This is a genomic window from Agrobacterium sp. NPDC089420, assembly GCF_044900305.1.
Taxonomy (GTDB): Bacteria; Pseudomonadota; Alphaproteobacteria; order Rhizobiales; family Rhizobiaceae; genus Agrobacterium.
The window spans coordinates 21,302-41,245 of record NZ_JBJDMY010000016.1 but is presented as its reverse complement, the minus strand read 5'-3'; the positions used below and the strand labels follow the sequence as shown (position 1 = coordinate 41,245).

Annotated in this window: 14 protein-coding genes; 6 read left to right on the top strand and 8 right to left on the bottom strand. The window is 62.7% G+C overall.

What is annotated here, in order from left to right; translation table 11 throughout:
• The first annotated feature begins 16 nt into the window (after positions 1-16).
• From ACI2KA_RS21380 to ACI2KA_RS21365, 4 genes are all read left to right on the top strand, one after another.
• Positions 17-913: a sugar phosphate isomerase/epimerase gene (locus ACI2KA_RS21380; RefSeq protein WP_279658260.1), complete on the top strand. Its 897-nt coding sequence runs from the start codon at positions 17-19 to the stop codon at positions 911-913.
• A gap of 10 nt (positions 914-923) precedes the next feature.
• Positions 924-1,934, top strand: coding sequence for a Gfo/Idh/MocA family protein (locus ACI2KA_RS21375; protein ID WP_404504467.1), 1,011 nt, complete (start codon positions 924-926; stop codon positions 1,932-1,934).
• 7 nt (positions 1,935-1,941) lie between these two features.
• Positions 1,942-2,727 carry a TIM barrel protein gene (locus tag ACI2KA_RS21370; protein WP_404504466.1) on the top strand — a complete coding sequence of 262 codons (786 nt, stop codon included), beginning with the start codon at positions 1,942-1,944 and terminating at the stop codon, positions 2,725-2,727.
• Positions 2,728-2,942: 215 nt separating this feature from the next.
• Positions 2,943-3,989, top strand: a complete 1,047-nt coding sequence (locus ACI2KA_RS21365) for a LacI family DNA-binding transcriptional regulator (RefSeq protein ID WP_404504465.1) — start codon at positions 2,943-2,945, stop codon at positions 3,987-3,989.
• A gap of 249 nt (positions 3,990-4,238) precedes the next feature.
• Here the strand turns inward: ACI2KA_RS21365 and ACI2KA_RS21360 are convergent, their stop codons facing one another.
• The 6 genes from ACI2KA_RS21360 to ACI2KA_RS21335 all read right to left on the bottom strand — a co-directional run bounded on the left by ACI2KA_RS21360 (position 4,239) and on the right by ACI2KA_RS21335 (position 12,476).
• Positions 4,239-5,288 (bottom strand): carbohydrate ABC transporter permease, encoded by a 1,050-nt coding sequence (locus ACI2KA_RS21360; RefSeq protein ID WP_404504464.1) that lies wholly within the window; start codon positions 5,286-5,288, stop codon positions 4,239-4,241.
• A gap of 2 nt (positions 5,289-5,290) precedes the next feature.
• Positions 5,291-6,286 carry a carbohydrate ABC transporter permease gene (locus ACI2KA_RS21355; protein WP_404504463.1) on the bottom strand — a complete coding sequence of 332 codons (996 nt, stop codon included), beginning with the start codon at positions 6,284-6,286 and terminating at the stop codon, positions 5,291-5,293.
• Between the two features lies 1 nt (position 6,287).
• A complete protein-coding gene (locus ACI2KA_RS21350; RefSeq protein WP_404504462.1) occupies positions 6,288-7,394 on the bottom strand; it encodes an ABC transporter ATP-binding protein in 1,107 nt (368 codons plus the stop codon).
• Positions 7,394-8,746: a glycoside hydrolase family 28 protein gene (locus tag ACI2KA_RS21345; protein WP_404504461.1), complete on the bottom strand. Its 1,353-nt coding sequence runs from the start codon at positions 8,744-8,746 to the stop codon at positions 7,394-7,396. The genes ACI2KA_RS21350 and ACI2KA_RS21345 overlap by 1 nt, the downstream gene beginning before the upstream one ends.
• Positions 8,743-9,837 (bottom strand): glycoside hydrolase family 88 protein, encoded by a 1,095-nt coding sequence (locus tag ACI2KA_RS21340; protein WP_404504460.1) that lies wholly within the window; start codon positions 9,835-9,837, stop codon positions 8,743-8,745. Before ACI2KA_RS21340 ends, ACI2KA_RS21345 begins: the two co-directional genes overlap by 4 nt.
• Before the next feature lie 116 nt (positions 9,838-9,953).
• Positions 9,954-12,476, bottom strand: coding sequence for a hypothetical protein (locus ACI2KA_RS21335; RefSeq protein WP_404504459.1), 2,523 nt, complete (start codon positions 12,474-12,476; stop codon positions 9,954-9,956).
• Between the two features lie 195 nt (positions 12,477-12,671).
• Between ACI2KA_RS21335 and ACI2KA_RS21330 the strand changes: the two genes are divergently transcribed.
• Together ACI2KA_RS21330 and ACI2KA_RS21325 are read left to right on the top strand one after the other, a co-directional pair.
• A complete protein-coding gene (locus ACI2KA_RS21330) occupies positions 12,672-13,952 on the top strand; it encodes an ABC transporter substrate-binding protein (protein WP_404504458.1) in 1,281 nt (426 codons plus the stop codon).
• A gap of 231 nt (positions 13,953-14,183) precedes the next feature.
• Positions 14,184-16,166, top strand: a complete 1,983-nt coding sequence (locus ACI2KA_RS21325; RefSeq protein WP_404504457.1) for a phosphatase PAP2 family protein — start codon at positions 14,184-14,186, stop codon at positions 16,164-16,166.
• 55 nt (positions 16,167-16,221) lie between these two features.
• On the opposite strand, the gene ACI2KA_RS21320 is transcribed toward ACI2KA_RS21325, so the two are convergent.
• Positions 16,222-17,445 carry an MFS transporter gene (locus tag ACI2KA_RS21320; RefSeq protein WP_404504456.1) on the bottom strand — a complete coding sequence of 408 codons (1,224 nt, stop codon included), beginning with the start codon at positions 17,443-17,445 and terminating at the stop codon, positions 16,222-16,224.
• Positions 17,445-19,874 (bottom strand): TonB-dependent siderophore receptor, encoded by a 2,430-nt coding sequence (locus ACI2KA_RS21315; RefSeq protein WP_404504455.1) that lies wholly within the window; start codon positions 19,872-19,874, stop codon positions 17,445-17,447. The genes ACI2KA_RS21320 and ACI2KA_RS21315 overlap by 1 nt, the downstream gene beginning before the upstream one ends.
• Positions 19,875-19,944 lie beyond the last annotated feature (70 nt).

The window sequence follows — 19,944 nt, the reverse complement described above, 5'->3', positions numbered from 1 at the left end:
TCTACTGGAAACAGCCATGAAACATACGCTCGATCCCCACATGTTCCGGCACCTTTCCCTGGCCGAAACCTGCCGCAAGGTCGCAGACCTCGGTTATGACTATGTCGAACTTTCGCCGCGCCCGGATTTCCTCTCCTGGTGGACACGGCCGAAGGTCTATCCCGAACGGGTCGCCGAATTCAAAAAGGCGCTGAAGGACCATGGCGTCGGTCTCGCTACCCTGCAGCCCATGTATCGCTGGGCAAGCCCCTATCCGGACGAATGGGAAGTGGCGATCGACAACTGGAAACGCGCCATCGAAATTGCCGTCGAGATGGAATGCCCGATGTTCGTTTCGGAATTCGGCCGCGGCGGCTCGCCGGAGCGTAGCCTCAACGACCGTTCCGGCCTGCACCGCCCGGAAACCTGCGAGGCGCAGTTCTTCCGCGCCATGGATATTCTGGTGCCGATCCTCGAGCGGGAAGGGCTGGTGCTGTCGCTGGAGGCGCATCCCGAAGACTGGATCGAGGAGATCGCGCCGGCCATCGACATCATCAAGACCATCAATTCCAAGGCGGTAAAGGCCTCCTTCATCGCGCCGCATACGTTTTTTTACGGGCCGGACATGGTGGCGAACCTGCGTGCGACCGAAGGCCATCTGGTGCATGTGCGCCTTGCCGATACCTATGACCACAACAAGTCCTCGCAGCTGCGTTACATCGTCAATCCCCCCGGCTCGAAGGTCCGGGTGCATCAGCACACCGATTTCGGCCAGGGCGAGATCGACTGGGAGACCTTCTTTGCGACGCTTGCCGACATGAAATTCGATGGCGTGCTGTCGAACTGCGTCTTTGCCTGGGAAGATCGCGTCGATGAAAGCGCGCGGTTCATGCTCAGCGAAACCCGGCGATACGTCGCCAAATACTGGAAATGAGGTATTTCAGATGACTGTGAGAATTGGTGTCGTCGGCACCGGCGCAATCGGGCGCGATCACGCCCGCCGTATCAATCAGGTTCTGGGCGGCGCGAAGGTCGTTGCGCTGAGCGACGTCAACCGCGCCTCGGCCGAGGCGGTCAAGAACGACATCGCCCCGGATGCCGCCATCTTCGCCACCGGCGAGGAGCTTATCGCCTCGCCCGACGTGGATGCCGTGCTCGTCACCTCCTGGGGTGCCACGCATGAGCAATATGTGCTGGCGGCCATTGCCGCCGGCAAGCCGTGCTTTTGCGAAAAGCCGCTGGCGACAACGGCCGAAGGCGCAAGACGCATCGTCGACGCCGAGGTGGCGCATGGCAAACGGCTGGTTCAGGTGGGCTTCATGCGCCGTTACGACGCCGGTTACGTGGCGCTGAAACGGGCCGTGGATACGAAGATCGGCGCGCCGATCATCGTCCATGCCGCCCATCGCAACCCCACGGTTCCTGAACATTATGTGACGCCGATGGCGATCAACGATACCTTCGTTCACGAAATCGACGTGCTGCGCTGGCTGCTTGATGACGACTATGTCTCGGCGCGGGTGCTTTTCCCCCGCTCCGCCGCCCGCAGCCACGCGAAGCTGAAGGACCCGCAGATCGTCATTCTGGAAACCGCCAAGGGCACGGTCATCGACGTCGAGATCTTCGTCAATTGCCACTATGGGTATGACATCCAGTGCGAAGTGGTCGGCGAGGACGGCATTGCCCGCCTGCCGGAGCCGATGGCGATCCAGCTGCGTCTCGGCGCGAAGCTCGAAAACGATATCCTCACCGACTGGAAGGATCGCTTCATCGCCAGCTACGATGTCGAATTGCAGGATTTCATCCATGCGGCCGCGAAGGGCACGGCATCGGGGCCGAATTCCTGGGATGGCTATGTCGCCGCCATCACCTCCGACGCCTGCGTCGCCGCGCAGGAGACGCAAGGGGCGGCCGTCGCCATCGAACTGCCTGCCCGTCCCGCCCTTTATCAGTGAGGTCTTCATGCGTTTTGCCATCAACCACATCACCGCCCCGAAACTTTCCCTTGAGGCGTTCTTTACAACCGCCCGTGAACTCGGCCTCACCGAAGTCGAAATCCGCAATGATCTGCCAGACATCGTCGGCACAGTGGATCCAGCCGCGGTAAAGGCGGCGGCCGAAAAGGCCGGCGTGACGATCGTCTCCATCAACGCGCTTTATCCCTTCAACGTCTGGTCGGGCGACCTGCCGGAGCGCGCCGTGGCTATGGCCGATTATGCCGCCGCCAGCGGTGCCAAGGCATTGGTCATGTGCCCGCTCAATGACGGTACGGTGGTGTCTTTTGACGATCTCGTCACGGCGCTGAAGGCCATGAAACCGATCCTCGAAGAGCGCGGCCTGACAGGCTTGGTCGAGCCACTCGGTTTCCCGGTCTCCTCGCTGCGCACCAAGGCCGAAGCCGTCAGGGCCATCGACGCGGCCGGCGGCGGCGATGTCTACCGGCTGGTGCACGACACTTTCCATCACCACCTTGCGGGAGAGACGGCGTTCTTTCCCGAACGCACCGGCCTGGTGCATATTTCCGGTGTCACCGACCCCGCCGTCTCCGTCGCCGACATGCTCGACGCCCACCGTGTTCTCGTCGATGGCGGCGACCGGCTGGAAAATATCGCCCAGATCAGGACGCTTGAAGCTGCCGGTTATAAAGGTCCCTACAGCTTCGAACCCTTCGCGTCCGAGGTGCACGCGCTGAAGGACTCGGCTGCTGCCGTGAAGGAAAGTATCGATCATATCTCCCGGGCGCTCTGACCGTCTCGCCGCCCGCGGTTTGCTGCGGGCGGCGTTTTGAGCGAAGACGGGAAGAACGGCGAAAACCGAGAGAAATCAATTTCGTATTTACCGATGATGCTGTAGTCTTCGGATGACTAGAGAGCAGCAAACCGGCACGGTTATTCTTCAGATCGACTGCGTGAGGCAGGCTTTCTGGCCGCACCGTCCGAAGAAGAGTGGTTGATTTCCCTCATATGAAAGTAGACAGGAAAACGACGCTTAAGGATGTGGCGCGGGAGGCGAATGTTTCGCTGAGTACCGCTTCGCACGCCATCAACGGCACGGCGCCCTTGACGACGCAGGTTCGCGAGCGGGTGCTGGAAGCGGCCCGCACGCTGGGTTATCTCGAAAGCCGCCGGCAGAAGGCGACAATCGCCACGCTGCGCGTCGTGCTGCTCGCCATGACCAATGACGCCGCCCCGCAGAGCGATCTCAACATGGTCAGCTGGACGATGCTGAACGGTTTCCGGCGCGAATGCGAGCGGCGCGGCATTCGTATCGTTCCTTATGTCAGCACCACGAGCCGCCTTGATCCCGTTGCCGTGGCGGAGGCTGCCGATGGCGACAATGTCGATGGCATCGTGGTTCTCAACGATGACAGGGCACAATTGGTCGAGGCGCTGTCCGGGCTTTCCAGGCCGGTGGTGCTGATCAATGGCGAAGACCCGGCCATGATCGTCGACACGGTGACGGCCGAAAACCGTTTTGGCGCGCGCCTCGGTATCGAGCATCTGCTCTCCCTCGGGCACCGCAATATCCTGCACATCACCTGGAAGGGGCGCACGACGATCCGCCGGCGGTTTGATGGATATAGCGACGCCTTTCTGGCGGCTGGCCTGACAGTTCCGGCCGATATGGTCATAGAGGTGGAGAGTTATGAGCCGGAATGGGGCGAGATCGCCATTCGCCGCCTGCTGGCCGAGGAATGCCCGCTCAGAAACGCGACGGCGATCTTCTGCGCCGCCGACAATCTCGCGCTCGGTTGTCTGAAGGCGCTGACGGAAGCGGGTATACGCGTTCCCGACGACGTCTCGGTGCTGGGTTTCGACGATATCATGCCGGCGGCTTTCAGCGCGCCGCCGCTCAGCACCATCCAGCTGCCGGCCGACCGGCTGGGCGGCGCGGCTCTTTCGCTGCTGGAGCAGCGGCTCGTGGCGGCTGATCCGACCCGCCCGGCGCATCGGCTGGAACTCGGCTGTCGGCTGGTTTTAAGGGGCAGCATCGCGCCGCCACCGAAGTAGGGTGATCCAACGCCTCCGGGGCTCGTGGCCATATGTCTTTAGAGCGATTAGCTTTCCTCCCGTCATTCCGGCCTTGAGCCGGAATCCAGCCGTCGCGCGTCCGCGCGACGGGAAGACTCCTTTCAGCCCAAAGACTTGGGCTGGCTGGATCCCGGCTCAATGCCGGGATGACGGGGTGAAAGGAGCACCAGTGACATCACCAAGCCAACGGTGAAGTCAGGGTTTCAACGCGAGTATCCATGATCCCCCTTACTTCATCCCCGTGCCGGCAATGCCCGTCGTGATGTAACGCTGGAGGAACAGGAAGACGACGGTAACAGGCGCCAGGCTGAGGAAGGTCATGGCGAGGATATAGTGCCATTGCACCGAGAACTCGCCCTGGAAGGCGTTAAGGCCCACCTGCAGCGTGAAGTTTTCGCGGCTGCTGAGGACGATCAACGGCCAGAGGAAGTCGTTCCAGCGCCATAGAACCGAGAAGATGGCGAGAACCGCGAGCGCCGGCGCCGTCAGCGGCAGGATGATGCGCCAGAAGATGCGGAATTCGCTGGCGGCATCGACGCGGGCGGCCTCGATCAGCTCGTCGGGGATGGTCAGCATATATTGCCGGAGCAGGAACACGCCGGTTGGCGTGGCCACGGTGGGAATGATGACGCCCCAGAGATTGTCGACGAGGCCGACGCCGACGATGACGAGATAGGCCGGCACCATGACGACGGTGAGCGGGATCATCAGGGTGGAAATGATCAGCACGAAGATCGCCTTCTCGCCGCGGAAACGGTATTTCGAGAGCGCAAAGGCCGCCATGGCGTTGACGATCAGCGTCAGGACCGTCGCGACGAAGGTGACGAAGACCGAATTCTTGAGGAAGGTCAGGAAGCTGAACCGCGTCAGCGGATCGGTAAAGTTCTCCGTCGCGATGGTCAGTTTCTGGACAGGCGTTATTTCGCGGGTATCGACGCTGACCGGCGGGCCGGGATTGGCCGGATCCACCATCTGGGCTTTGAGGCCAACGCGGCGGACCATGGCCATTTCCCGCTCCACGCCATCGATGGTGGCTTTCCACAGGCTGAGCTGTTTGTCGTAACCTGGCACCTCCACCTGTACGGCGGCGCGGGGCAGGAGGCTTGGCGGAAACCGGGTGATCTCGGCTTCCGGTTTCAGCGATGACATGGCGGCCCAGACGACCGGGATGAGGACGGCAAGCGTGCCGCCGATGAGCCAGACCCAGGAGAGGATATCGGTGAGGCCGATCCGGCCGGGTCGGCGGGTGCGCGTGAGGAACGCGACGGCGTTGGACATGATCAGGACTCCATCTTTTTGCCGAGGCGCAACTGCACGAGGGTCAGCGCAAGAAGCACGAGGCCCATGAGAACCGATGCGGCCGACGCCAGGCCAAACAGCCTCAGATCGCTGCCGAAGGCCATCTGGTAGATATATTGCACGACGAATGTATTGGCCGTGCCGGGTCCGCCGCCATTGGTCAGAACCCATGCTTCGTCAAAGATTTGCACCGAGCGAATCATCAACAGGATGAGCACGACGAGCAGGTTTGGGCCGAGAAGCGGCAGGGTGATGCGGAAAAGCGTGCGCCGGGGCGACGCGGCATCGATGGCGGCGGCCTCATAAAGATCCTTCGGGATGGCCTGAAGGCCGGCCAGCAGGATGAGCGTATAAAAGCCCATATGGAACCAGACCGAAACGACGACCACGAAGAAACGCGACCAGCCGACATCCAGCAGGAAGATTTCCGGCGGCACGCCGAGCATCTGCAAAAAGGCGTTGAGCAGGCCGTTGCGGTCCAGGAACCATTTCCAGATGAGGCCGATGACGACGGGCGACAGCAGGACCGGGTAAAAGAACATGGCGCGGAAGAAACCGCGCGCGGCTATCGCCCGGTTGAGGATGAGCGCGGTGATGAGCGCCACCAGCAGTGTGGCGACGACATTGAAGCCGACGAACCAAAGCGTGTTCCAGATCGCCGTCCAGAACAGCGATTCCCGGCAGCTTCCGGGATCCATGTAGCTCTGGCAATCCAGCAGCTTGCCGAAATTCTCCAGTCCGACGAAGGGGCGGTCGGTGATCAGAAGTTCGGTGCCGCCGGTAAAGGCGTAACCGACCGCAATCGCAATCGGCAGGAAGGTGAAGATGCTGAAAAGGACGAGGTTCGGCATCAGGAACAGATAGGGCATGCGCTTTTTGCCGATCAGCCGCTCGATGAAGTTGAGCGGCACTTCGGCGATCGCCATGACGGCGTCAAGCGCACGGTCGGACAGTCTCGCAAGCGTCGGATTGGCCATGCTAACCTCTCCCTTCGCTGCCGAGGCGTGGCAATGCCAGTTCGGTTACGGGATCGAAGACATGCACCTTTTCCCGTGCCGGCGCGATCTTCAGCACCGAGCCGGATGCGGGCGCGAAATGGCCGGCCTGATGCACGATGATCTGCTCCTTCTCACCCTGAAGATTGCCGTAGAGATAGGTCTCGGTGCCGAGACTTTCGTGATACTGCACCTCGAAGGGCAGGCCGGCATTGTCGGTGATGGTGAAGTGCGATGGGCGGATGCCCGCCAGCACCGCCTGTCCCGGGCTGACGCTTGCCGGATCGACGAGGCAGGGCAGCGACACGCCGTAACCGGCGTCGATGGCGATGCTGCCCTCCTCGCCCTTGGTGATGGTGCCCTTCAGCATGTTCATGCGCGGTGAGCCTAGGAAGCCGGCGACGAAAAGATTGCGCGGATTGTCGAAAAGCTCGAGCGGGCTGCCCACCTGCTCGATGCATCCGGCCCGCAGCACCACGATCTTGTCGGCCATGGTCATGGCTTCCACCTGATCGTGGGTGACATAGATCATCGTCGTCTTGATATCGCGATGCAGGCGGGTGATTTCAGCGCGCGTCTGCACGCGCAGCGCCGCATCGAGGTTCGACAGCGGCTCGTCGAACAGGAAGATGTCCGGCTCGCGCACGATGGCGCGGCCGATGGCGACACGCTGGCGCTGGCCGCCGGAAAGCTGCTTCGGCTTGCGGTCGAGATAGGGCTCGATGGCGAGCATCCGCGCCGCCTCGTTGATGCGGCTTTCGATTTCCGCCCGCTTGAAGCGCAGGTTTTCCAGGCCGAAGGCAAGGTTCTTGCGCACGCTCATATGCGGATAAAGCGCGTAGGACTGAAAGACCATGGCGATCTTGCGCTCGGCCGGAGACAGCGCGCTGACATCGCGCCCGCCAATGGCAATGGTGCCTGACGTGACATCCTCAAGGCCGGCGATGATGCGCAAGAGCGTCGATTTTCCGCAGCCCGAGGGGCCGACGAAAACGACGAACTCGCCGTTCTCGATCTGAAGATCGATGTCATGCAGCACATGAACGGCACCGAAGGCCTTGTTGAGGTTTTCCAGTTTCAGACTTCCCATTACCTGCTCCCTTCGGACAAGTTCGTCGTCGCGACGATCTCTTGGCTGTTCCAGCCCTCGGGCAAGGGCATCGTTCTTTTAATGGCGACATCATGCGCCGCAAATCCCTCTACACCGGCAAGATAGACCGCCGGCATTCCGCCCGGATAATCCTGAAGTCCGACGATCCTGCCTTCGGCATCCCGCGTCCAGGCATTGGCGCGGCCGGCCGCATCCGGGCTCGGGGCGATATCCGCATTGGTGGGACGCAGATCATGTTGCAGGCCGGTTCCGAGCTTGCCGGGCTGTTGCGACAGCGTGATGCGCTCCAGCCTGACATTGCGGATACCGGCTTTCGACGTGGCGACGAGGTTGATCGCGCCTTCCATGGAACCGCTGAGATCTTCGACGATCAGATTGTCGACGCTGCCGGCCTGACGCTCGGGGCGGCGGTCGACGACAGTGACGGTCACCGCCTCGCCGGAGCCCCAGAAGCCGCCCGGCGTTTCGTGGCACTCGGCCTCGATGCGGGAAAAGCGGATGTTGCGCATCGCGCCGCCATCGCGGGAGAACAGGCCGATGCCGCGATTGGACTCGACGATTTTGCAATCCTCGAACACGACATTGGTGAAATCGCCGAAGGATTCCGTGCCGAGCTTCAGGGCGCAGCTGACGCTGGAGACGGTGCAGCGGCGAACCGTGATATCGTTGCAGACGCCGACCGCCTTGCCGTCCGGCCCGGCGCTGGTCTTCAGGCAGATGCCGTCATCGGCGGTGGAGATGAAGCAATCCTCGATCAAGGCGCGCCGGCAGGCATCCAGCACGATGCCATCCGTATTGGGCAGGCGGCGGTCGTTTTCGACGCGGAGATTGCGGAAATTGAGATCGTCGCAATCGACCATATGCAGCGTCCACATCGGTGAGCCGCTGACGAAGAGATTTTCGAGCCGCACGTTGCGGCAGGCTTCCAGCACCATGACCCGCGGACGACGTGCCGCCGGGATGTAGGTTCCCATCGCCTCGTCATCGCCGGTGATGAAGTTGTTACCGCCGGCCTCGATGCGGCCGGGGCCGGTGACGGCGATGTCGCTTGCGCCCCGGGCAATGATCATGCCGCGGTTGGATGCCTCGGCGATCACCGAAACCGTTGTATGGGCATAGGCCTCATAGTCGGAGACGGGGGCCAGCACCGCGTCTTCGGCAAGGTGCAGCTCCACCCCGCTCCTGAGCCGGAGGCCGCCGCTGACATGGCGGCCGGCCAGAAGCGACACGCGGCCGCCGCCGGCTGCCGAAACCGCGTCGATCGCCCGCTGGATGTCGGCCGTGGCGTCGCCGCTCCCGGCTGGGATGGTGATATCGGCTTGCGTGCTCATGATATTTGCGGCCTCTTCAGAAACACGTCGATCAAAAGCAGCATCGTCAGCGCCTGACCATAGGGCGTCGGCAGATTGGGGATGCGGCGGTAAAATTCGAGGTCGTGGCCCATGGGCGTGCCGTCGGAGACGCCGTGAACGACGCCTTCGTCATCGATATTGCCGAGCACCGCTTTCAGCGCACGGTCGGCATGCGGGCGGTTCTCTTCGCCGAGAATGCCGGCTTCGATGCCGCGCAGAATGCCATAGGCGATGCCGGCGGTGGCCGATGTTTCCACCGGCGAGGTCGGGTCGTCGAGAAGCGTGTGGAACATGCCGTCTTCGCGCTGATATTGCCGGAGCGACCGCACCTGGCTTGAAAGGACATTGGCGAGGAAACGTTTGTCCTTTTCGCCAAGCGTCGGCACCAGTTCGAAAAGTTCGGGAATGGCGACGGTGATCCAGGAATTGCCGCGCGCCCAGAAGGCGTCCGCGAAATTGTGGCGGCCCTTGAAGGTCCAGCCGTGATACCACAGCCCGGTGACGGGGTCCGACAGATAACGCGTATGCACCATGAACTGGTACACCGCCTCGTCGATCCAGTCCTGGCGTTTGCAGACGACGCCGGCGCGGGCAAGGAACAGACACGCCATGAACAGCGTGTCGTCCCAGAGTTCGCCCTCGTTCAGCCGCTCCTTGACGACGTGCTGGAAGCCGCCATCCTCGGTTTTCGGCAATTGGTGCACCAGCCAGTCGGCCCAGTCTGCCACCAGCGCCCGGAAATCCGGCCGGTCGACATGTTCGGTGAGGATGACGAGCGGCAGCATCGGGGCGGAACTGTTGATCTGGCGCGGCGGCAGGCCACGCTCGATCTGCCAGCCATACCATGTCACGAGGTCGTCCAATGCCTTGCGGTCGTTGGCGGCGAGCGCCCGGCGCAGGAAGCCGTAAAGGCCCACACCCACTTCCCAGTCCCATTCGTCGAACTGGATCTTGCCGTCGGAACTGCCGCTGACCAGACCTTCCTGAATGCCCTTGAGGCGGCTGAAGGCGGCGGCGACATTGTCGATCGTCGTCCTGAGAGTGTCTTTTTCCATGCTTGGCTGGTTCATCTGTCAATTCCGCTGAGGAGCATTTCCAGTAAAAGCGGAAGCGCCTTTACGTCCGGACAATGCGTTAGAACAAAGAGCTAGAGCGTTTTCGCGTTTCGCAGAAAAGCGGAAGCGCCCTAGGAGTAGAATGGTCGCGCCGCGCCGCCCGATGCGGCGTCGGCACTGTCGAAGGTGATTTCCGGCTGCGGCTGGTCATGGTCGAAGGCCATGGCCTGCCCGCCAATGGTGAATGCGCCGTCCCAGGCGAGGGTGAGATCGGGTCCGCCGGGTGGCGTGACCGAGAGCCGCCGGTTTTCGGCATCGAAGCTGACCCGCGTGGCGAGAATTTTTTCCCGGAAGCGGGAAAAGGCTGGCCCGTCGCCGCAGCCGATGATGCCGACCCAGCCGGCGCGGCGGCCGGGAGACCTGATTTCGCGGTCGGCGGTGGCGCCAGCGGTAACGGGCTGAAGCCCGTTCGTCGCATGAAGCGCGGCAAAACCCCGGCCCGAACGGGTGATGAGCCAGTTGCCCTCCACCAGCACCTCGTCCAGCCCGTCGCGGCCGAGATAGGCATGGGTCCAGTCATTGCGGTGATCGTCCGTATCGAAGATCATCATCGCCAGATCGCGATGCTGCGCCACGCGCGGCAGGATGCCGCTGCCCGCCCAGTAGGACGGCCGCTGGCTGCCCCAGGGATCGTCCTCGCCCGGATGGTTGACCCACAGCCGGGCCATGGGATGGCCGGCAAGCTTGATGTCCATGACGTGCTGTTGATGGCCCTTGCGGCCGGTCTTGTGGTCCACCACGGTGGAAAGCTGCGCGGCCTCGTTCTTGAACAGCACGAGCTTGCCGGGTTCCAGCCCCTGCGCATAACGGGCCTCGACCATGCGGCCGCTTTCCAGCTGCGAAAGGGCGGCAAGATGCGCCGGCGGCAGGTAATCGCCGCAGCAGAACAGCGGCAACGAGGCGACGCCGTTGTTGAGCCAGCCCTGACCGAAGGCGACCTGAGCAAAGGGCGCCAGTTCCGTCAGCGGCCCGGCGCGCAGTTCCTTGTCATAGGCCCGGCCTTGCGAGCCGGAGGGAACGCCGCCGAGCGTATGGAGCGCGATCATTTCGAAAATGAGGTCGACCTGGTGGCGGGCGCGGGCGGCAAGCTCCGGCCCGGCCCAATGTTCGACCGCGAGAAGGCCGATGAAATCCACCGGGTAATAGGCGGCGGAATTCCATTCGGCGAGGCCATGCGCCTCGACGCTGTCGAACCAGCGCTCCAGCCGGCCGGCCGCCAGCGCCGCCTGTTGCCGGCCGGTGCGGCCCGAGGCGGTGAAAACGGCGTCCGGCAGATAGTCGCCGGCCAGCAGCTGGCTGGTGTGGAAGCACAGCACGTGGTTTTCGCTCCAGAACCACATGACGTCGTTGCCCGGTTCGTCCACCCAATAACGATAGGCGAGGATAGAGGCATCGATCCGCGAGCGCATCTCAGCCGGCAGGCGGTCGCCATAGGCGCGCACCAGCCAGAGCAGCGGGATCATCACGAAATCGGAGCAGTCCTCGCGCCGGTCGATGGAGCGCAGCGTCGCATCGACGATGCCGCCGATCGTGTCGATGTCATCGCTGCCGGTGGCGACCATCGCCAGCGCGCGGCCGATGCGCCATGCACCGAAACGGGCGCTGAAGGCAAGCGCCGCTTTCTTGCGCTCGTTGATATCGACGCTGGACGCTTCCGGCGCAATCGCATGCATGAAGGCCGCATCGATAAGGCGGGTGACCGTTCCCGCTCCGGATCCCATGGTGATCCTGACGCCGTGATATCCGTCCGAAATGCCGATGGTTTCGGGGATCGTGAGTGCGGATTGGCCGGCCTTCAGCACCGTATCCACGTCCGCGAGCGCGGCGCGCTCGTGGCCATGGCTTTTGACCGAAATATGCACGGGCAGGTCGCTGGCCGGCGCCGCGCCGAACACAAGTTCGAGCGCCGCGCCGCAAAACACGTCCCGCGCCGGGCGAACGTCGCGCACCAATGCTGCAAGACGTTTCGTTTCCTCGCGGTCGAGCGGCACGGGCAGCACGACCGTCAGCGGCACGGCATCGGCAACCTCAAGCTCGAAGAACCAGATGATGTCGCGTTCCGCTAGATCCTCGCACAGCAGCAGCACCTCGTTGTCGCCGGCCCTGAGGTCGAGCGCGATGTCGCGGCTGCTTTCGACGTTGCGGATGAAGGGTTCGAAGCGGACCTGTTCGACGCCGTTCACCCAGATGCGGACGCCGCCGCAGGTGCTGAGCCGGAAATGCGCCTTTCTGGCCGTTTCGCTGCGGAAGGTGCCTTTCAGCCAGCGCTGCACATGGGTGGGAACATGCCAGAAGCCGGTGAATTCCACCCGGCGGTTGGAACCCGGCAGGTTGAGATGTGACTCCGGCCAGCCGGTATCCGGCGCGATGTCGCGGCCGATCATGGTTTCCTGGAAGGCCTTGCGGCAGGGCAGGTCGCCGACATCGACGAAACCATTGATGAAACGGTAATTGACCCGGTCTTGCGCCGGCGCGGGCGTACCCGGAAACGATGTCTCCACCAGATCCGAGACGATCCAGGCTGTCACCGTTTCGCCGTCCGTGACGGTATATGTGGGCTGCGACGTCTCCGTCGCCAAAGGTCCATCCGTCATAATGGATCGCCTCCCTTCGATCTTTATGAAATTATTTTCACAAACCGATTTTGACTTTTTCACGTCGATTTGTGCGATTTAGGCGAAACAAACAGCTTGACGTTTATTCTGTCAAGTCGCAAAACAGGATAAATCGAATTAAGCAGAGGAGCTTGCATTCGATTTTGTGAAAATATTTTCATTGGGAGGATGAGCATGATGAAATTGTTTTCGGGCGTCAGCGCCCTTGTCGTTGCCTCTGTCGCCGGTCTTGCGGCCGCGCAGGCCGAGACACGCACGATCACCTTTCTTTTTACGGATGACGACCAGGGTTACGTCCAGCGCATGGCCGACCTCAGCAAGGAGTTCGAAACGGCCAATCCGGGCGTGAAGATCAACTTCGTGTCTTCGGGTTATGACGCCGTTTCCAAGCAGCTGCCGGTGCAGCTGGCGGTGGGCGAAGGCCCTGACATTGCCAAGATCACCGACTGGCAGCTCGCCCCCTATTATCTCGACATGCGCCCCTATATGAAGGACGCGGAAGCCTTCGCGAAGCTGCATGGCTCCAGCCTCAACCAGCTGCGCCTGCCGAATGTCAACGATCCGCAGTCGATCAACGGTTACATGGCGTCGCAGACGCTCAACCTGCCCTTCGTCAACAAGACGCTGTTCGAGCAGGCCGGTGAGCCGCTGCCGGGTCCGACGGCGAAATTCAGCGAGATCGTCGAGGCCTCCGCCCGCGTCGCCAAGGCGACCGGCGTGCAGATCCCCTTCACCATGGACCGCTCCGGCCACCGCTTCTCCGGCGGCGCTTTCTCTTATGGCGCGACCTATGTGAAGGACGGCAAGTTCAGCTTCCCTGATGATGCGGCAAAAAAATACATCGCCGATATCTATTCATGGACGCAGAATGGCAGCTTCCCCAAGGAAATGTGGGGTGCGGCCGGCGGCTCGCAGTACAAGAACATGGGCGACGAATTCGTCAACGGCAATGTCGTGACCTATCTTGCCGGCAACTGGATGGTCAATCCGTTCCAGAACAAGATCGGCGACGCTTTCGAATGGGCGGCGATCAACGCGCCCTGCGGTGATGCCGGATGCTACGCCATGCCCGGCGGCACCGCCATTGTCGGCTTCAAGCGCACCAAATATCCGGAAGATGTCGCCCATTTCATCGAATTCCTCGGTTCCGAGAAGGTACAGCGGGAAATCGCTGAAAACTACGTCATCCTGACGGGCGCTGAAATCGTCGATCCGCAATACAAGCTGAAGAGCGAAGACGCCAAGGCGGCGATGAAGGTCTTCCTCGACAACAAGAAGAACGTGCCGCAGGCGGCGCGCGATTTCGAACGCGCCAAGGGCGGCAGCGCCATGTATCAGCAGATCGTCCAGCGCATGAGCCAGCTGATCGTCGGTGAACTGACGCTCGACCAGACCTACAAGGTTCTGGCGGATGATGTCGCCAAGATCAACGAGGCCGTCGCGGTCAAGAAATAAAGGCCGACATCCGGCTTTGCCGGAGAAACGAAGCCATCGCACGATATGCCCGGAGCCGGTCTCCGGGCGTATCTCTCCGCTTTCTAGGGCGGATATTGCCGCAAATGCTGTCTCGATCAGCCCCTTCGAAAAACTGAAATACGCTCCGTTTAAACCTGATGACGAGGCGCGCGGAAAGCCGTGCCGCCTGTTTTCGTCACGCGTCACTCGCTGCAAATGATAGGATTCGTCATGGCCAAACTGAAGATGTCGTCTTTTCCGTCCGCACGCTCGGGCCTGCTTGCCTCCGTGGCATTGCTGGTTCTGGTTCAAAGCGCCGAAGCATTCGATCGCACCGGGCCGTCAGGCCAGGGTTATGCCATCACGGTGCCGGAGCCCGTCGCGACATATCCGTTGCCGCTTGCCGACAATTATCGCAACCAGACCGGCAAGAATGAGAAGGGCGAGGACGTCCGCGCTTATGATGACCGGGACAATCCGATCATCGAGATACTCTCCGGTTTCAATCGCATCTGGACGCTCGGCGACGAAAAATGGGCGGATGGCGGCGCCAATGGCGACGGCCCTTCGGATTTCAGCCATGTGAAGATCGTCGATCCCGCCGTCTGGCAGGAAAACATGCGTTACGTGCTGTCCGTCACCGGCGAGAACCGCACGCGGGCTGCCGCTTTCGAAGCCTATATGAACGACCGCCGCTCGCAGGGTTACAGCGTCATCGATGGCTTAGGCCCGTTTGCCGACTGGTATCGCGAAGGGGCGGGCGCGACGACGACGATCAATCATACGCTTGGCGATTTCGACCCGAACGAGGTCATCACCCGCAAGGAAGACGACAAGGGCACCGAGGCGGGGGCGGCCGATAGCGAGCTGAAGGATTTCGTCGCCTTCATGAAGGTGATCCGCGGCCCGGAAGGCACGACATCGCCGGCGAAATATTTCTATTCCACACCGCGGCCCTGGCGCATGAACGCCAAGGGCGAGGTGATCGAGACCGGCAAGGAAACCATTGGCGACCGCACCTTCGAAAGCCATGACAGCGACCCGGGCGTCATCGTGCCGGCGCTGAAATATGCCCGTGAAAATCGCGGCCGCGCCAAGGATGGCGGTTTCCCGAGCGGGCACACCAATGCCGCCTATCTTGCCGCCATCGCCTATGCCTATGCCGCGCCGGAGCGTTTTTCCGAATTGCTGACGGCGGCCTCCGAACTCGGCGAGAGCCGCATCGTCGCCGGCATGCATTCGCCGCTCGACGTCATCGGCGGTCGCATCACCGCAACCGCCATGGCCGCCGCCATGTTGCAGGACCCGAAAAATGCCGCGGTGAAGAAGGCCGCGCATGAGGCTCTGCAGGCCTATTTCGCCAAACGCCTGCCGCAGGGCCAGTCGCTTGTCGACTTTGCCCATGGCGCAAAGCTTGATGTCGACCCCTTTGCCGATGCGGCGAAGAACGGGGCGGATTATCGCAGGCGCATGACCTATTCCTTCAGCCGCGACAAGGCCGCCGGCGATGCGGCGATGGTGGTGCCGAAGGGGGCGGAGGTCCTGCTGGAGACGCGCCTGCCCTATCTCGATGCGGCAGAGCGGCGCGCCGTGCTGTTTTCCACCGGCATCGAGGCCGGTTATCCGCTGCTTGACGACAGCAATGGCTGGGGCCGCATCAATCTGGTGGCTGCCGCCGGTGGTTACGGCGCCTTTGACGGCGATGTCGAGGTGACGATGGATGCCGCCGCCGGCGGCTTCAATGCCGCGGACAAATGGACGAACGATATTGCCGGGGCAGGGCGCCTCGTCAAATCCGGCAGCGGCGCGCTGACGCTCAGCGGCCATAACAGCTATGGCGGCGGCACGATCGTCAGGGACGGAACGCTGGTGGCGTCGTCTGCCGATGCGCTGGGAACCGGCGGCGTGCTGGTCAGCGGCGGCACGCTTTCGCTTGGCGGAGACAAGGATGCCGTCATCGGCGGCGATTATACGCAGTCGGGCGGCACGCTGGCGGTTGACCCGCAGAAGGCCGCGCTGCGGATCAAGGGCAATGCGGTGCTGGATGGCGCGACGCTGAAGCTTACCTTTGATGGCGGCGCACCGGCAGCCGGCACGCGGCTCGACGTGATTTCCGCCAACGGCCTGACCGGCACATTCGCCACGATCGATGCGGGCAATGTGAAGGTGCGGCCGGTCTATACCGGCTCGGCACTGTCGGTGGTGGTCGAATAGGCCGACGCAAGGTCCTGCCGGGCGCGGTTTTAACCGCCGCGCCCGTTGGGCTTGTTCAGGAGCGCTGCCGCCGCATCAGCAGGAAGATGACGGGTGCGGCGAGCAGGGAGACGATGGCGGCCAGTGCGAAGGAGGCCTGATAGCCGAATTTTTCGGCAATCGCGCCGGCCCCGAGCCCGCCGGCCATGCTGACGATGCCGTCCATGCACTGGAACAGGGTGAAATCGACACCCGCCTGCCGCGGATCGGACCAGCCCATGAAACAGGCGTAAAGCGCGACGAAGCCGATGGACATGATGCCCGACGAGCTTGCCACCGCCACCGCCATGACAGCCCATTGCGAGACATCGCGGTGGCTGCTGAAATAGACGAAGACGCAAAGCAGCGCCGTCTGCACGAAGATGGCGACGAGCAGAACCCGCGACGCGCCGTAAAGCCTGACCAGCGTGCCGCCGAGCAGTGCGCCGGCGAAACCGACGATCATGCTGCCGACGCCGTTCAGCGCGCCGATGGTGGCGAGATCAAAGCCGTAATCGACCAGAAACGGGCCGAGCATGGCCAGCCCCCATTTCTGCGCGGCGACATAAACGGCGGCGACCAGAAGGCCGGTGCGCACCTCGCGCCGCTGCAGGGCATTTCTGATGGAGGGCAGGTGATCCCGGGTCTGCGCCACGGTTTTTGCCGCCGGGCCGAACAGGAAGGGTAAAGCGAGCAGGATGACCAGCCCGGCCATGACCAGCGTGGCGCTCATCCAGCCGGAGCGTTCCACGAGCACCAGAAACAGCCCCGCGCCGATGGCCGAACCGAGATAGGAGCCGCCGACCTGGGCGGCATTGCCCCAGCCATGATGTTCGGCCGCCAGCGTCTCGACCGCGTAACCGTCGCAGGCGATGTCGACGGTCGCCGTCACCAGTGCGATCACCGACAGGATGGCGATGGCGACGGAAACCGGCGAAGGGCCGGTAAAGGCAAGCACCGCGAGGCCGCAGGCGCAGGTGACGATGCCAGCGCCGACGATCACCCGCGAGCGGTTTTTGCCGACCGGCGGCAGGCGGTAGCGCTCCACATGCGGCGACCACAGGAATTTCAGCGCCCAGGGCAGAACGGTGAGATAGAGCAGGCCGATCTGGTCCAGCGGCAGGCCGGCGGTTCTGAGCACCGCGGGCAAGCCGAGAAAGGTAAGCCCGCCAATGACGCTCTGGCCGACATAAAGCCCGCCGACCGCCACAAAGACGGCGGCCGGCGAGGGCTTCGCTGCGACGGGGTTCTGCTGCAGCATCAGAAACGATACCGGATGCTGCCGACGATCTTGCGGCCTTCGTCATAATAGCAGTAGCCCGTGGTGCACACCTGCTTGACTTCATCGAGCAGGTTTGTGGCGTTGATCTGCAGTTTCACGCCCTCCAGCGAGGGCAGGGCCTTGCCGAGATCGTAGCGCAGCGAGGCATCAACGAAGGTGCGGGCCTCATTGTCGAGAATGGGCGTGTGCTGGTTGTCGCCGAAACTCGATCCGACATAACGCAGGCCCGCGCCGATGCCGAGCCCCTCCAGCGCGCCGTCCTGGAACTCGTAATCGGCCCAGAGCGAGAAGGTGTGATAGGGCGAGGAATTGAGCTGCTTGCCGACCGTTTCCGATGTCAGCTTGGTGATTTCGACGTCGTTATAGGAATAGGAGGCGATGACGCTCCAGCCATTGTCGAGCGAGGCCGTGGCTTCCAGTTCCACCCCGCGCGAGCGCAGGTCGAGCTGGCGCAAAAGGTTGATGCCGGAGGAGGTCTCGTAGACCGTGGCATTGTCCTGATCGAGATTGAAGAAGGCGGCGCTCAGCAGGGCGTTATATTGCGGCAGGGCGTATTTGACGCCGAGCTCATATTGCTTTCCGACCGTCGGCTGCGCCTGCCCCGTCACCGTTCCCGAGGTGATGATGACGCCCGGATTGGCGACGAAGGAGGTGCCGTAGCTGACATAGGGCATCACGCCGTTGTCGAAGACATAACCGAGGCTGGCGCGGCCCGTCGTTTTGGTTTCATCGCCGTCATAGGTGGGAGCCGTTGCCGCGCCGACGGTCTGGGCCTGATATTCGGTGTCCAGCCAGTCGTGGCGGATGCCCGCCGTCAGGCGCCAGCGGTCGATCTCGATCTGGTCCTGCGCATAGATGCCCAGCGTGTTCATGCGCTGCGTCAGGATCAGCGATACGTCAGGCGTATAGGTATAGGTGTCGGTGAACAGGTCCGGACCGCCGCCCTGTTTCGAGGTGTAGGACATGTGGCTGAAGTCGATGCCGGTCAGCAGCGTGTGTTTTGCCGGGCCGGTATCGAATTCGGTCTTGAAGTAATTATCGGCGGAAACGCCCTCATTATCCTCGATGGTGATGCCGGGCCAGCTGTTGAACACCCATTGCTGGTCGGCCGACAGGGCGGAATAACGCGCCTTGCTGTAGAAGGTGACGTTGTCGTTCAGCTCATGCTCGAACTCGTAGCCGATACGCCATTGTTTCTGTTCGAAATCATTGAACCGGGAATCGCCGCCATAAACCGATGTCGCACCGATGGAGGTGCCGCTGGCGCCATATTTGTTGATGTAGCCCCAGGTGCCGCCGGTGGTGCTGTCCATATATTCGCCGAGCAGCGTCAGCTTGGTGCCGGCATCCGGCTGGAAGGTGAAGGCGGGCGCGATGAACAGCCGGTCGTCCTTGATGGCGCTGATTTCGTTGCGGCCGTCGCGGGCAACGCCTGTCAGACGGTAAAGCATGGTCTTTTCGTCATCGACGGCGCCGGAAAGATCGAAGGCGCCCTGGACGCGGCCGAAGGAGCCATATTGCAGCTCCACCTCGCGCAACGTCTCTTCCGTCGGGCGCTTCGAAATGATGTCGACGATGCCGCCGGAGCTGCTGGCGCCATAGATGGAGGCGGCAGGTCCACGCAGGATGGAGACCGCTTCCACGCCATAGGGCTCCAGCCGGGCGCTGCCGTTCTGGCTGCTGACCTGCCGCAGCCCGTCGCGGAAGATGCCGGTGGTGCTGAGATCGGTGCCGCGCACCTTGAAGGCGTCGAAACGCGGTTCCGCGCCATATTGGCCAAGGCGCGCGCCGGGCGTATAGTTCAGCGCTTCCGAAAGGTTCTGCGGTTTCAGGTCATCCAGCTGCTTGCGGCTGACGGTGGTGATCGACTGGGCGGTTTCGGCAATCGGCGTATCGGTCTTGGTGGCGGTGCGGCCGGATTTGCCGACATAGCCCTTGCTCTCGATAATCCCCCTGGCGCCTTCGGTAGCATTGCCCTGCACGGTGATGGGGGCGAGGAGGGTGCTGCCGGCGGCGGCCGATCCGCTGCCGTCTGCCGCCTGGTTCGCGGGGTCGAAAATACGCACCGTGTTGCCACCGGCCAGCGTGTAGTTCAATCCCGATCCGGCCAAAAGCCCGCTGACGGCGGCCGAGACGCTGAACGTGCCCTTGACGCCCGCCGTGCTGCGGCCCCTGGTGATGGCTGACGGATAGACCATACGCAGATTGGCCTGGCGGCCGAAGGTCAGGATGGCGTTTTCCAGCGGTCCGGCGGGAATGGAGACGGTGACGGTTGCGGGCGCGCCGCTTGCGGCTTGCGGCGTCTGTGCTCTGGCGGCGGTGGCGCCGGGACCTGCCGCGACGATGCCCCCGATGATCGCCGTCGTCGTCAGCCAGAACCAGCCGCGTGCCTGCTTGCCCAAATTCATGTCTTTCCCTCTCACTCGTGATCGCATGCCGCCGCGGCGAAAGCCGCAGCGGGTCCTGATTGCCTAGAGT